Origin of the sequence: Amycolatopsis sp. NPDC001319, assembly GCF_042896185.1 — a bacterium.
Classification (GTDB): Bacteria; Actinomycetota; Actinomycetes; order Mycobacteriales; family Pseudonocardiaceae; genus Amycolatopsis.
Genome location: NZ_JBIAWY010000007.1, coordinates 361,888 through 375,365, shown reverse-complemented (window position 1 = coordinate 375,365; position 13,478 = coordinate 361,888). Strand labels below are relative to the sequence as shown.

The 13,478-nt window shown below is 71.1% G+C and carries 16 protein-coding genes; 15 read left to right on the top strand and 1 reads right to left on the bottom strand.

What is annotated here, in order from left to right; translation table 11 throughout:
• The first annotated feature begins 29 nt into the window (after positions 1-29).
• The 15 genes from ACFY1H_RS28205 to ACFY1H_RS28135 are packed head-to-tail and all read left to right on the top strand — an operon-like array spanning position 30 to position 12,606.
• On the top strand, positions 30-1,010 hold the full coding sequence (locus ACFY1H_RS28205; protein ID WP_386951139.1) for a tRNA U-34 5-methylaminomethyl-2-thiouridine biosynthesis protein: 981 nt from the start codon (positions 30-32) through the stop codon (positions 1,008-1,010).
• Complete coding sequence (locus ACFY1H_RS28200; RefSeq protein ID WP_386951137.1) at positions 1,003-1,836, top strand: hypothetical protein; 834 nt, start codon at positions 1,003-1,005, stop codon at positions 1,834-1,836. Before ACFY1H_RS28205 ends, ACFY1H_RS28200 begins: the two co-directional genes overlap by 8 nt.
• Positions 1,837-1,854: 18 nt before the next feature.
• Positions 1,855-2,151: a BMC domain-containing protein gene (locus ACFY1H_RS28195; protein WP_220244443.1), complete on the top strand. Its 297-nt coding sequence runs from the start codon at positions 1,855-1,857 to the stop codon at positions 2,149-2,151.
• A gap of 52 nt (positions 2,152-2,203) precedes the next feature.
• The gene (locus ACFY1H_RS28190; RefSeq protein ID WP_366584808.1) at positions 2,204-2,548 is read left to right on the top strand and encodes a BMC domain-containing protein; all 345 of its coding nucleotides are present in this window, start codon (positions 2,204-2,206) and stop codon (positions 2,546-2,548) included.
• Complete coding sequence (locus ACFY1H_RS28185; RefSeq protein WP_366584810.1) at positions 2,545-2,823, top strand: EutN/CcmL family microcompartment protein; 279 nt, start codon at positions 2,545-2,547, stop codon at positions 2,821-2,823. The genes ACFY1H_RS28190 and ACFY1H_RS28185 overlap by 4 nt, the downstream gene beginning before the upstream one ends.
• Complete coding sequence (locus tag ACFY1H_RS28180; protein WP_386951132.1) at positions 2,820-3,884, top strand: PEP/pyruvate-binding domain-containing protein; 1,065 nt, start codon at positions 2,820-2,822, stop codon at positions 3,882-3,884. The genes ACFY1H_RS28185 and ACFY1H_RS28180 overlap by 4 nt, the downstream gene beginning before the upstream one ends.
• A 43-nt stretch (positions 3,885-3,927) precedes the next feature.
• Positions 3,928-5,751, top strand: a complete 1,824-nt coding sequence (locus tag ACFY1H_RS28175; RefSeq protein WP_366584814.1) for a PEP-utilizing enzyme — start codon at positions 3,928-3,930, stop codon at positions 5,749-5,751.
• A 3-nt stretch (positions 5,752-5,754) separates the two neighbouring features.
• On the top strand, positions 5,755-6,456 hold the full coding sequence (locus tag ACFY1H_RS28170; RefSeq protein ID WP_366584816.1) for an HAD-IA family hydrolase: 702 nt from the start codon (positions 5,755-5,757) through the stop codon (positions 6,454-6,456).
• A gap of 17 nt (positions 6,457-6,473) precedes the next feature.
• Complete coding sequence (locus tag ACFY1H_RS28165; RefSeq protein ID WP_366584818.1) at positions 6,474-7,145, top strand: histidine phosphatase family protein; 672 nt, start codon at positions 6,474-6,476, stop codon at positions 7,143-7,145.
• 26 nt (positions 7,146-7,171) lie between these two features.
• Positions 7,172-8,638 carry a 2-hydroxymuconic semialdehyde dehydrogenase gene (locus tag ACFY1H_RS28160; protein ID WP_366584820.1) on the top strand — a complete coding sequence of 489 codons (1,467 nt, stop codon included), beginning with the start codon at positions 7,172-7,174 and terminating at the stop codon, positions 8,636-8,638.
• A gap of 10 nt (positions 8,639-8,648) precedes the next feature.
• Positions 8,649-9,461, top strand: coding sequence for a 2-keto-4-pentenoate hydratase (locus tag ACFY1H_RS28155; protein WP_386951127.1), 813 nt, complete (start codon positions 8,649-8,651; stop codon positions 9,459-9,461).
• Complete coding sequence (locus ACFY1H_RS28150; protein ID WP_366584824.1) at positions 9,461-10,393, top strand: acetaldehyde dehydrogenase (acetylating); 933 nt, start codon at positions 9,461-9,463, stop codon at positions 10,391-10,393. The genes ACFY1H_RS28155 and ACFY1H_RS28150 overlap by 1 nt, the downstream gene beginning before the upstream one ends.
• On the top strand, positions 10,390-11,403 hold the full coding sequence (gene dmpG, locus ACFY1H_RS28145) for a 4-hydroxy-2-oxovalerate aldolase (protein ID WP_386951124.1): 1,014 nt from the start codon (positions 10,390-10,392) through the stop codon (positions 11,401-11,403). Before ACFY1H_RS28150 ends, dmpG begins: the two co-directional genes overlap by 4 nt.
• On the top strand, positions 11,400-12,176 hold the full coding sequence (locus ACFY1H_RS28140) for a fumarylacetoacetate hydrolase family protein (protein ID WP_366590633.1): 777 nt from the start codon (positions 11,400-11,402) through the stop codon (positions 12,174-12,176). The genes dmpG and ACFY1H_RS28140 overlap by 4 nt, the downstream gene beginning before the upstream one ends.
• A gap of 13 nt (positions 12,177-12,189) precedes the next feature.
• Positions 12,190-12,606 carry a RidA family protein gene (locus ACFY1H_RS28135; protein WP_386951120.1) on the top strand — a complete coding sequence of 139 codons (417 nt, stop codon included), beginning with the start codon at positions 12,190-12,192 and terminating at the stop codon, positions 12,604-12,606.
• A gap of 40 nt (positions 12,607-12,646) precedes the next feature.
• On the opposite strand, the gene ACFY1H_RS28130 is transcribed toward ACFY1H_RS28135, so the two are convergent.
• On the bottom strand, positions 12,647-13,423 hold the full coding sequence (locus ACFY1H_RS28130; RefSeq protein WP_366590638.1) for an IclR family transcriptional regulator: 777 nt from the start codon (positions 13,421-13,423) through the stop codon (positions 12,647-12,649).
• Positions 13,424-13,478: the final 55 nt, after the last annotated feature.

The following is a 13,478-nucleotide window of genomic DNA, read 5'->3' as shown; positions in this document are numbered from 1 at the left end:
CGGCGGTCTGCGGCCTAACGTCAACCAGCATGTCACGGGTATTCCACTTATCGCCGGCCGGCGAGCGGGCCCGAACGCCGCAGGCCCAGCCGGCCGAGCCGGCCGCGCCGGAGCCACCGCGGGCCGGCATCGTCGCGGGTTACCTCGCTCCGCACCCGCCGCACCTGATCTACGCGGACAACCCGCCGCAGAACGAGCCGCGCAGCACCGGCGGCTGGGAAACGCTGCGGTGGGCCTACGACGAGGTCCGGCGCCGGATCCGGGAGCTGCGGCCGGACGTGCTCGTGGTGCACGCGCCGCACTGGATCACCATGGTCGGCCACCACGTCAACTGCGTGCCCAATCCGCGCGGGGTGTCGGTCGAGCCGATCTTCCCGAACCTGTTCCGCTACCACTTCGACTTCCGCACCGACGTGGAGCTCGCCGAGGCCATGGTGGGCAGTTTCGAGGAGCACGGCCTGGTCACACGGGCCATGCGGGAGCCGGGTGTGCGCGTGGACTACGCGACGATCGGCGCGCTGCACATGGCGAACCCGCGCTGGGACATCCCGGTCGTGTCGATCAGCGCCAACAACAACCCGTACTTCTACGCCGACGCCGAGCTGGAGCAGATGGACGTGCTCGGCACCGCGACCCGCGTCGCGATCGAGCGGACGGGACGGCGGGCGGTGCTGCTGGCGTCGAACTCGTTGTCACACCTGCACTTCGACCGCGAGACCGAGCTGCCCGAGGACATGGGCCGCGAGTACGCGTACAACAACGACCAGTACCGCGCCGACATGAAGCTGCTGGAAACCGTGCGCAGCCAACCGACTTCGGCGTTGCGCACGGCGATCCCCGAGCACATCGAGGCCAGCGAGGCGGAGACCAAGTCGGGCAGCCTGAGCTGGTTGCTGGCCGCGCTGGGCTGGCCGGACACCACCGGCGACATCCTGGGCTACGGCACGATCATCGGCACCGGCAACGCCGTGGTCGAGTGGCGCCCCGAGGGGGTGCACGCTCGTGGCTGACGCCGTGGTCGCCGCCGCCCTCGTGCCGGGCATGCCGCAGCTGCTCGCGAAGAGCCCCGCGCCGAGCTGGGCCGACCTGCGGGCCGGCGTCGAGCAGGTCGGCGAGGACTTCCGCGAGGCCGGAGTGGACACCGTGCTGCTCATGTCGACGCAGTGGTTCACCGTGCTCGGGCACCAGTTCCAGCTGGACCCCAACCCGCGCGGCGAGCGGATGGACGAGAACTGGTACGCCTACGACTACGGCCGCATCAGCTACGACCTGCAGGTCGACACCGACCTCGCCGAACGCTGGGTCGGCCTGACCGCCGACCGCGGGCTGCAGGCGCGGCGCACGCGCTACGACGGTTTCCCGATCGACACCGGCACCGTCACCATCGCGAACCTGCTCGACCCCGGGCGGCGCTTCCGGTACGCGATGGTGTCCTGCAACCTCTACGCCGAGGTCGACAACATCGCCACGCTCGGCGAAACCGGTGTCGCCGCCGCGGCCGCGACCGGCCGCCGGGTCGGCGTGGTCGTGGTGTCCGGCCTGTCCGCCGGGCTCATCCAGCGCTGGATCGAACCGTCCGAAGACGGCATCGCCACGCCCGGGCAGGACAAGTGGAACCGCCGGATCCTCGACGCGCTCGTGCGCGGCGACGTGAAGGAGGCCCTGGACCTGCGCGAAAGTTTCGCCCGCGAAGCCGCGGCCGACAGCCAGTTCCGCGCGCTGGCCTTCCTGCTCGGCGCCGGTGTGCTGGACCAGCCCGGCGAACTCCTGTCCTACGGCCCGATCTGGGGCACCGGCGCCGCGGTCGTCCGCTGGCGTCCCACCACTTCCCGCTAGTCAGAAAGAGAGAGCCCCATGGCCAACACCGCGGTCGGATTCGTGGAGACGGAAGGGTTCGTGCCGATCTTCGACGCCGTCGACGCGATCGTCAAAGCCACCAACGTGACGGTGGAAGGCGTCGTGCGCCTCGGCGGCGGCATCGTCGCGGTCGCGCTGTCCGGCGACCTCGCCACCGTCGAGGAAGCGACCGAAATCGCCGAGGAAACCGCGAAAGCGGTGTCGGGTGCGCAGGTGCGTTCGGTCGTGTTCGCCAACCCGTGCGACGCCGTCGCGGCCGTCGCCGCCCACACCGCCCTGCTCGAAGGCAACTGAGCCAGCACTGCGCTCACCGCAGAACGCTCACCGAAGAACAAGGAGAACACCCATGGCCGGCAACACGAATTCGGCTGGCGCGATCGGTGTCGTCGAGACCCGCGGCATCGTGGCGCTCACGGCGGGGATCGAGGCGATGATCAAGACCGCCGACGTCCGGTGCATCGCGGTCGACCGCGTGTCCAGCGGCTACCTCGTGGCCGCGATCCAGGGCCAGCTGGCCGCCGTCCGCCAGGCGCTCGACGCCGGCACCGCCGCCGTGAAGCGTTACGGCGACCTGCGCGCCGCCCAGATCTACCCGCGCCCGAGCGAGGCCGCGGCCACGCTGCTCGAGACCCGCCGCGCGGAGTCGTTCCGCGAAGCCGTGCTGGAGTTGCCGAGCGGGGGCCAGTCGTGATCCTCGGCCGCGTCATCGGCCGGGTGTGGTCCGACCGGCAGCTGCCCGGGCTGTCGACCCGGCGGCTCGTGCTCGTCCGCGCGATCGGCGTGGACACCATCACCGTCGCGGTCGACCTGCTCGACGCCAGCCCCGGGGCCACCGTCCTCGTGAACACCGACGAAGCGGCCGCCGCGGCCACCGGCGAAGCGACGGTCGACGCCGCCGTGGTCGCGCTGGTGTCCGACTACGACGAACCCAGCGACCGCGAGAACAAGGAAAGGACCGATCGATGACCGCAGCGAGCACTCTGCACATCGGGATGGGCGACAACGCTGTCACCACCGCACAGGCCGGTGGCAAGGGTCGCTCGCTGGACACGTTGTGCCGCCTGGGAGTCCGGGTTCCCGAAGCGTTCGTGGTGACCACGGACGCCTACCGCGCGGCGGTGACCGGCGGCTTGGGCCAGGAGCTGGACCGCCGGATCCGCGCACTGCACCCGGAAGCCGACCTCGACGTGCTGACGGAGGAGTCGGCCGCGATCCGCGAGCTGCTGTTCGCCGAGACCGAGCAGCACGGCGCCGACGCCGACATCCGCGCGGCCTACGCGGAGCTCGCCGAGCGCACCGGCGTCGCCGAGCCGCCCGTGGCGGTGCGGTCGAGTTCGGCCGCGGAGGACTCCGCGGACCGCAGCTTCGCCGGCGAGCACGACAGCTACCTCTGGGTCATCGGCGCCGACGAGGTGTCGGCCGCCGTCCGGCGCTGCTGGGCGAGCCTGTTCACCGCGCGCGCCATCAGCTACCGGGCGCGTGACGGGGTCGAGAGCACCGACGACGCCATGGGCGTGGTCGTGCAGCGCATGGTCGACGCGAGCGCGGCCGGCGTGTTCATGACCCTCAACCCCGCCAACGGCGACCGGTCGAAGGTCGTCATCGAATCCGTGTGGGGCCTGGGCGAACCGCTGGTGAGCGGCACGGTGACGCCCGACCGGTTCGTGGTCGACAAGATCACCCGCGAGATCCTCACCCGCGACATCGCCGAGAAGGCCACCCGCGCGACCCGAGACCCCGAGACCGGCAAGGGCATCGCGACCGTGCCCGTCGACGACGCGGACCGGTCCCAGCCGTCCCTCCACAAGGGACACATCGAGCAGCTGCTCGAAATCGCGGCGCTGATCGAGAAGCACGCCGGCACCCCGCAGGACGGCGAGTTCGCCATCGACGGCGACGACGTGCACGTGGTGCAGGCCCGCCCGGAAACCGTGTGGAGCACCAAACCGCCGAAGCAGGTGTCGCAGGAGAACCGGGGCGCGCTCGCCCACGTGCTCGCGGCGCTGACCGGCGGCGCAAAACCCTGACCCGCATCCCCCACTGACTGCGCAGACGAGAAAGGGACCGACGATGGTCGCTTCCACCTTCCCCGGGCCGTTCGACCTCGACCCACCGCAAGGTGCCGAGGGCTGGGAATCGCTCTACAACTGGTACCACCTGTTCGGCGAGGACCGCCGCAAGGCCGACGAGGGCAAGTTCTGGTTCCAGGACGCCCTGCACCACCCCTACGTGCTGCACCCGTACGACGAGATCCAGTGCGAGTGCTGGTGGCAGGCCCTCGGCGCGATGAACACGCGCGTGTTCGCGGTACCGCCGGCGTTCGGCCTGGAGCAGCGCATCCTCAACGGCCGCCTGTACGTCTCGCCGGTCGCCGCGCCGGCCGACCAGATCGCCGCGCGGGCCGAGGAGTTCGGCGAGCGGGCCGGCCACTACTACGAGCGCTGGGACGAGATCTACGCGGAGTGGAAGGAAAAGGTCGCCGAGCGCATCAAGCTCATCCGCGGCCTGAGCTTCGCGCCGCTGCCGGAGCGCGAGCCGCTGTCCACTGTGACCGGACACCTCGGACACTCGGCCGGGTATCGCTGGGAACGCGACTTCAGCCTCATGATCACCACGATGTACGAGACGTACCAGTGGCACTTCGAGATGCTGAACATCGGTTACGCCGCGTACCTCACGTTCTTCCAGTTCTGCCAGAACGCCTTCCCCGGCATCGGCGACCAGTCCGTGTCGCGGATGGTCGGCGGCCTGCACGTGGAGCTCTACCGGCCCGACGACGAGCTCAAGCGCCTCGCCAAGGAAGCCGAACGCCTCGGCGTGAGCGACACGATCCTCAACGCCTCCCACCTCGACGCGGCCCTCGCCGTGCTGAGCGGCACGGAGTCCGGCCGCGCCTGGGCCGAGGACTGGGAAGCCACCAGGGATCCGTGGTTCCACATCAACGCCGACCCCGGCCACCCCGGCGGCGACCACCGCTTCGGCACCTGGGACGACCACCCGGACATCCCGTTCGGGGCCGTGCGCACCTACCTCGAACGCCTGCGCAAGGGCGAGGTCATCGACCGCCCGACCGAGCGGGTGCTGGCCGAACGTGAGCGCATCACCGGCGACTACCGCGCCCTGCTCAACCCGGCCGACGTGGACCTGTTCGACGAGCTGCTCGCGCTGGCGCGCAAGGTGTTCGTCTACATCGAGGAGCACGTGCTCTACATCGAACACTGGATGTGGGCCGCGTTCTGGGGCAAGTCCAAGGAGCTCGCCCGGTCCCTGGTGGACATGGGTGTGTTCGACGACCCCGAGGACCTGTTCTTCCTGCGCCGCACCGAAGTCGCGGAGCTGATCTTCGACACCGTCGCCTCGTGGTCGACCGGCGCGCCCGGCCGGGGTCGCGCGCACTGGACCCCGATCATCGCCGAGCGCCGCCGCATCTTCACCGCGCTGGAAGCCTGGGAGCCGCCGCCCGCGCTCGGCCCGCCGCCTGAGGCCGTCGCCGAACCGCTCACGGTCATGCTGTGGGGCATCACCACCGACTCCGTCGCGGGCTGGCTGGCCGACTCCGAAACGGAAGACCCCGGCACGCTGCGCGGGGTCGCCGGTTCACCCGGGGTGGTCGAGGGACCGGTGCGCGTGGTGCGGTCCGTGGCCGAGCTGGCCGAGGTGCAGGACGGCGACGTGCTGGTCTGCCCCGCCACCTCACCCGCATGGGCGCCGGTGTTCTCGCGGATCGCCGCGACCGTCAGCGACGTCGGCGGCATCATGAGCCACACCGCGATCGTCTGCCGCGAGTACGGCCTGCCCGCCGTGGTCGGCACCGGCCGTGCGGTCTCGACGCTGCGCACCGGCCAGCGCGTGCGCGTCGACGGTGACACCGGCGTCGTCACGGTCCTGGACTGATCCGTGACCTTCGAAGAACCCTGGTCGCGGCCCGGCCGCGGTCGTGCGCTCCGGCGCGCGGCCGCGGTCCGGTCCCGGGCGGACACGCCCACGCTACGGCTCACGACCATCGTGCTCGACCTCGGCGGCGTCGTCGTGCCCACGCTGTTCGAGGTGGTCGACGACCCGACGTTCCCCAAGGGCCCGTTCGGCGACGACAAGCTCTACGACGGGGTCGAGCAGGGCAAGCAGCAGGAGCGCGACTACTGGGCCGAGCTGTCGCAACGACGGCCGGACCTCGACCTCGGCGCGTTCATGCGGACCCGCATCAGCGTGCGCGACGAGGTGCGCGCGATGCTGCGCGACATCGGCGGCCGCGTGCGCCTGGCCGCGCTCACCAACGACATGGGCCACTGGTTCGGCCAGGACTGGGCGGCGAAGTTCCCCGAGTTCGGTGGCTTCGACCTGCTGCTCGAAGCCGGCCGCTACGGCGTGCTCAAGCCCGACCCGTCGGTGTTCCGGTGGGCGCTCGGGCAGCTGCGGGAAGAGCCGGCGAGCTGCCTGTTCGTCGACGATCTGCCGTCGAACCTCGCCGGGGCGCGTGCCGTCGGGATGGAGACCGAGCACTTCGCCGTCGGTGACCCCGCGGGTTCGGTGAAACGCATCCTCGACCGCGTTGGCCTGCACCCGGCCCGCTCCAGCCACCGCGTGTTCCGCCCGAGCTGACCGACCTGGAGGCACCGATGATCCTGCACCTCGTCCGCCACGGCGAGACGGCCAGCTACGAAAGCGACGCCGGCCTCACCGAACGCGGCATCGAGCAGGCCCGGGCGCGCGGCGAGAGCCTCGCGGCCGAACTTCCCGACGGCACGGCGGTTTCCGTGGCCTACGCGCCCACCGCGCGGGCGCGGCAGACCGCCGAGGTGCTGCACGCGACCCTCGCCGGCGCGCCCGGGCTGAAACTCGGCGGCAACGAGGTCGCGCCGGAGTTCCGCAACCTCCAGCTCCGCGTCGACGGCCGGGACTACGAACCCACCCAGGTGCGCGAGCTCATCCCGGCCGCCGGCGGCGCCGGCTGGGCCGAAGAGGCCCGGCGGTTCTGGCAGGCGCACGAAGACGGCGACGCGATGGGGTTCTGGCTGCAGATCCCGCTGCTCTGGCACGAATCGCCGGACGCGGTCGTGCGCCGGTTCCTCGCCGCCACCGTGGCCGCGGCCGACCGCGTGCCGGCCGACGAGCACCTCGCCGTCGCCACGCACTCCGGGTGCATGCGCGCGGTCGTCGCGTGGGCGGCCGGGCGCGACCTGGGGGAACCCGACAACGCCGAGGAAGTCGTCCTCGTGCCCACCGGCGGGTCGGTCGCGGTCACCTACCGCGGCGAGACCTGGCACCACACCGTGCCCGAGCACGCGTGAACAGTTCCGACGAAAGGAAACCAGTGATGCCGCAGGGGATCCCGAAGGCGTTGCGCAACTTCATCGGGGGCGAGTTCGTCGACGGCCCCCGCACCTTCGACAAGGTGAGCCCCGTCGACGGTTCGCTGATCGCGAAGGTGCACGAAGCCGACCAAGAGCTCGTCGACCGCGCGGTGCGCAGCGCCAGGCAGGCGCTGAACGGCGCGTGGGGCAAGACCACGGCGACCGAGCGCGTCGCCCTGCTGCGGCGGGTCGCGGACCGGATCGAGGAGCGCTTCGACGACCTGCTCGCGGCCGAGATCGCCGACACCGGCAAGCCCGTCGCACTGGCCACGAACCTCGACGTGCGGCGCGCGTCGGCCAACTTCCGCGCGGCCGCGGACATCATCGCCGGGACGGGGCTCGACTCGTTCCTCACCGACGTCGCGACCGGGCAGGCGCTGAACTACGCGATCCGCAAGCCGCTGGGCGTGGTGGGCGTGATCGTGCCGTGGAACCTGCCGTTGCTGCTGCTGACGTGGAAGGTCGCGCCCGCGCTGGCGAGCGGCAACGCCGTGGTGGTGAAGCCTTCGGAGGAGACGCCGTCGAGCGCGACGCTGCTGGCGGAGATCCTCGCCGAGGCGGGGATGCCGGCCGGCGCGTTCAACGTCGTGCACGGCTTCGGGCCCGCGTCCGCGGGTGAGTTCCTCACGACCCACCCGGACGTCGACGGCATCACCTTCACCGGCGAGTCGGCCACCGGCTCGGTGATCATGCGCGCGGTCGCGCCCCACGTGCGGCCGGTTTCGTTCGAGCTGGGCGGGAAGAACGCCGCGGTGGTGTTCGACGACGCCGACCTCGAGCGGGCGGTCGACGGGCTCGAACGGTCCGTGTTCACCAACACCGGGCAGATCTGCCTGTGCACCGAGCGCGTCTACGTGCAGCGCGGCGTCTTCGACGAGGTCGCCTCCGGTCTGGTCGAGCGGGCGAAGGCGCTGCGCTTCGGCCGGCCCGACGATCCCGCCACCACCACCGGGCCACTGATCTCCCAGACGCACCGGGAAAAGGTCATGTCGTACTACGCCGTGGCCGAGAAGGAAGGCGCCGAGCTCCTCGTGGGCGGCGGCATCCCCGAGCTCGGCGCGGATCTCGCCGGCGGCGCGTGGGTGGAACCCGCGCTGTGGACCGGCGTGGACAACTCCGCCCGTGTGGTGCGCGAGGAGGTGTTCGGGCCGGTCGCGACCCTCATCCCGTTCGACACCGAGGACGAGGCGATCCGCCTGGCCAACGACACGTCGTACGGCCTCGCGTCCTCGGTGTGGACCACGAACCTCGAGCGCGGCCACCGCGTCGCCGCCGCGATGCGCGTGGGCATGTCGTGGGTGAACACGTGGTACCTGCGGGATCTGCGTTCGCCGTTCGGCGGCGTCGGGCTTTCGGGCATCGGCCGCGAAGGCGGCGTGCACTCGCTGCACTTCTACAGCGAGCCCACCAACATCTGCATCCAACTGTGAGGCTTCCTCGATGACAACGACCAAAACCGCCTTCGCGACGGCCGTGGAGACCGCGGCGGGGCGGCTGATGCGCGCCGAACAGACGCGCACCCCCGTGGAACCGGTGCGGGACCTGATCGGCGACGCGGACGTCGACCTCGCCTACGCGGTACAGGCCGCGGTGCTGGAGCGCAAGCTCGCGGTGCCGGGCCGGCGCGTGGCGGGGCGCAAGATCGGCCTGACGTCGGCGGCCGTGCAGAAGCAGTTCGGCGTGTTCCAGCCCGACTTCGGTGTGCTGCTCGACGACATGGTCTTCGGCGACCGGGCCGAGCTGCCGCTGGCGAAGTTCCTGCAGCCGCGAGTGGAAGGCGAGGTCGCGTTCGTGCTGGGCGCCGACCTCCCCGCCGGCGCGACGCTGGTCGACGTGCTGCGCGCGACGGAGTTCGTGCTGCCGGCCATCGAGATCGTCGACTCGCGCATCGCCGGGTGGGACATCAAGATCGCCGACACCGTCGCGGACAACGCGTCCAGCGGCGCGGTCGTGCTCGGGACGACGCCGAAGAAGCTCTCCGACGTCGACCTGCCTTCGCTGGGCCTGAGCCTGGAGCACGGCGGCGAACCCGTGTCGACGGGCGTCGGCGCGGCCTGTCTCGGCTCGCCGGCCAACGCCGTGGCCTGGCTGGCCACCGAGGTCGCCCGGCGTGGTGCGCCGTTGCGCGCGGGTGAGGTCGTGCTCGCCGGCGCGTGGGGGCCGATGGTGGCGGTGCCGCAACCCGGTACCTACCTGGCCCGCTTCGAAGAGGTGGGCGAAGTGCGCGTGACGTTCACCGGAGAGGACGCCTGATGGCCACACCCGTCGCGATCATCGGGTCCGGCAACATCGGCACGGACCTGATGTTCAAGGTCAAACGCCTGTCGGACCAGCTGGAAGTCGCCGCGCTCGTCGGCATCGACCCCGCGTCGGACGGCCTCGCCCGGGCGAAGCGGCTCGGGATCGCCACCACGTCCGACGGCGTGGAGGGGCTCGTCAAGCTGCCGGAGTTCGCCGGCGTGCGGCTGGTGTTCGACGCGACTTCGGCCGGTGCGCACAAGCACAACTACGAGGTGCTGCGCGAGTACGGCCTGCCGATGGTGGACCTGACACCGGCGGCGATCGGCCCGTACGTGGTGCCGCCGGTGAACCTCGACGCCCACCTCGGTGCGGCGAACGTCAACATGGTCACGTGCGGCGGCCAGGCGACCACGCCGATCGTCGCCGCGGTGTCGGCCGTGACGCCGGTGGCGTACGCGGAGATCGTCGCGTCCATCGCGTCGCGCTCGGCCGGGCCGGGCACGCGGGCGAACATCGACGAGTTCACCGAGACGACCGCGCGGGCGCTCGAAGTCGTGGGCGGCGCGGAGCGGGGCAAGGCCGTGATCATCCTCAACCCGGCGGAGCCGGCGATGAAGATGCGAGACACGGTCTTCTGCCTGGTCGAACAGTCCGAAGTGGACGAATCCGCGGTGAGTGCGTCCGTCGAGGACATGGTGGCACAGGTGCAGAAGTACTTACCCGGCTACCGGTTGAAGCAGCAGGTGCAGTTCGACGCGGTGGACCACCCGTTCGTACCGGGGCTCGGGCGGGCGTTCCGCGGGGTCAAGGTGTCGGTGTTCCTCGAGGTGACCGGCGCCGGGCACTACCTGCCGGACTACGCCGGAAACCTGGACATCATGACGTCCGCGGCCCTGCGCACCGCCGAGCGTCTGCTGGAACTGAAGGAAGGGGCGGCGCGGTGACGGAGCAGTTGTACGTCCAGGACGTGACGCTGCGGGACGGCATGCACGCGATCGGGCACCAGTACTCGGTCGAGCAGGTGCGGACGATCGCGGCCGCGCTGGACGCGTCCGGGGTGGCGGCGATCGAGGTCGCGCACGGCGACGGGCTGGCCGGGTCCAGCGTGATCTACGGCCACGGCGCCGCAGCGGATTCCGGGTGGATCGCGGCGGCGGCCGAGGTGGTGTCACGGGCGAAGCTCACGACGTTGCTGCTCCCGGGCGTCGGCACGATCGACGATCTGCGGGCGGCCCGGGATCTCGGGGTGTCGAGTGTGCGCATCGCCACGCACTGCACCGAGGCCGACATCGCGATCCAGCACATCGGCTGGGCGCGGGAGAACGGCATGGACGTCGCCGGGTTCCTGATGCTGAGCCACATGAACTCGCCCGAGGACCTGGCGAAGCAGGCGAAGATCATGGAGGACGCGGGCGCGCACTGCGTGTACGTCACGGATTCCGGTGGGCGGCTGACCATGAGCGACGTCGCCGCTCGGGTCGACGCGTACCGCGAGGTCCTCGACCCGGACACGCAGATCGGCATCCACGCCCACGAAAACCTGTCGCTGTCGGTGGCCAACAGCGTCACCGCGGTCGAGCACGGTGCCTACCGGGTCGACGCTTCCCTGGCCGGCCAAGGTGCCGGCGCGGGCAACACGCCGATCGAAGCGTTCGTCGCCGTCGCCGACCTGCTCGGCTGGGACCACGGCTGCGACCTGTTCGGCCTGCAGGACGCGGCCGAGGACCTCGTCCGTCCACTTCAGACGCGGCCGGTGCGGGTGGACCGCGAGACGCTGACGCTGGGCTACGCCGGCGTCTACTCCAGCTTCCTCCTCCACGCCGAACGCGCCGCGAGCCGCTACGGCCTCGACGCGCGCGACATCCTTGTCGAGGTCGGGCGGCGTGGCCTGGTCGGCGGCCAGGAGGACATGATCGTCGACGTCGCCCTCGACCTCACGGAGGCGGCGCGATGACCGGGCACGTCGGTGAGCTCGCCACCCGCCTCGACGACGCCGCCCGCGACCGCGTGGCCGAGCAGCAGCTGTCGGCCGACCACGACCTGTCGCTGGCGGAGGCGTACGCGGTGCAGCACGCACTGGTGTCGCGGCGGCTCGGGCGCGGCGAGACGCGCGTCGGGGTGAAGCTCGGGTTCACGAGCCGGACCAAGGCGGCGCAGATGGGCGTGTCCGAGGTGATCATCGGGCAGCTGACTTCCCGGATGCACGTCGAAGAGGGCGCGGAGATCTGGCTGGGCGCGTATGTGCACCCGCGGGTCGAGCCCGAGATCGCGTTCCGGTTGGCGCGCAACATCGATCCGCAGCTGTGGACGGGCAACGTGACCGAGGCCGTCAACGCCGTCGCGCCGGCCGTGGAGATCATCGACTCGCGCTACCGCGACTTCCGGTTCAACCTCGCCGACGTCGTGGCGGACAACACCTCGGCGTCGGGGTTCGTGGTCGGGGCGTGGCAGCCGTTGCCCGCGTCGCTGGACAACCGCGGGATGGTCCTCGAGCTCGACGGCCGTCTTGTCCAAAGTGGATCCAGCTCGGCGATCCTCGGTGACCCGCTGCGCGCGGTGACCGCGGCGATCCGCATGGCCGGGCGGTACGACATCCCGCTGCGCGCGGGTGACGTGCTGCTGGCCGGGGCGGGGACCCCGGCCGTCGCGCTGGTTTCGCCCGGCACCGTCAGCGCGACGGTGTCCGGGCTCGGCCGCGTGCGGTTCCGTGTGACGTCCGTTCGGTGATGAGGAGGAATGCATGAGTGACGCCAGGACCGTCGCCGGCAAGGCGACGCCACGGGGCCGGTTCCCGCACCTCAAGGTGGCGGGTGGGTTCGTCTACATCTCGGGGACGAGCAGCCGGCGGCCGGACAACACCATCGCGGGTGCCGACGCCGACGAGTTCGGCGCGACACGGCTGGACATCGAGGCGCAGACGGCGGCCGTGATCGAGAATCTGCGCGACCTGCTCGCGGAGGTCGGCGCGGAGCTGACGGACCTCGTCCAGGTCACGGCCTACCTCGTGAGCATGAACGACTTCCGCGGCTACAACGAGGTTTACGCGCGGTACTTCGATGAAAACGGCCCGACCCGCACGACGGTGGCCGTGCACCAGCTGCCGCACCCGCACCTGCTGATCGAAATGCAGGCGGTGGCTCTGCTGCCGCGTGCCTGAGCAGCCCGGCCAAACTGACGGCCCTCCCCCGGGAGGGCCGTCAGCGTGTCCAGGCCGGTGCGGCGCTGATGAGCCGGGCGCTGATCAGGCCGGCCGCGTTGGTGACGGACACGCGAGCCGACTCGACCACGGCCGTGGTGAACATTCCGGCCGGGCCGGACAGCGAGACCCCGCCGAGCGGATTTCCCGAGGAGTCGAAGATCGGTGCCGCGACCGACGTCCGGCCCTGCTGGACGGACCGCGAGGCCAGGTACCCGTCCTGCCGGGCCTGGGTCAGCTCGGCTTCGAGCTGCTTGAGGTCCGGCGGCGGCACGGCGCTTTCGGCGCAGCACTTCTCGACGTGCGCCACGACTTTGTCGAACGGCAGCCACGACAGCGCCACCTTCCCGCAGACCGTGAGGTGCGCCGGCGCGCGCTGGCCCACCTGGTTGGCCGCGGGCACGTGCGACGGGCTGGAGTTGCGGTCCAGGTAGACGATCCAGCCTTGCGTCAGCTGGCAGAGGTGCGCGTCCTGCTCCGGCGCGCGGACCAGCGAGTCGAGGATGCCTTCGCCGGCGCGCAGCAGGCCTGTGCGTTCGATGATCTGGCCCGCCAGCTCGAGCAGCAGCGGGCCAAGCTGGTAACCACCGCCGGCGCCTTCCAGCATGCCTTCGGCGACGAGCGTGCGGCACAGCTCGTGCGCGGTGCTGCGCGGGATCCCCGCACGGGCGGACACCTGTCGAACAGACAGGACACCCACGGTCGGGCTGAAGGCGCGCAGCACTTTGCACGCCTTCGCGACCGAGGCCACGCCACCACGTGATTCGTCGTTCGTCATCTCACCACGATAAGTGCGATTTCGAACGATTCCACCAAATGTGTCCCGGGCTGCC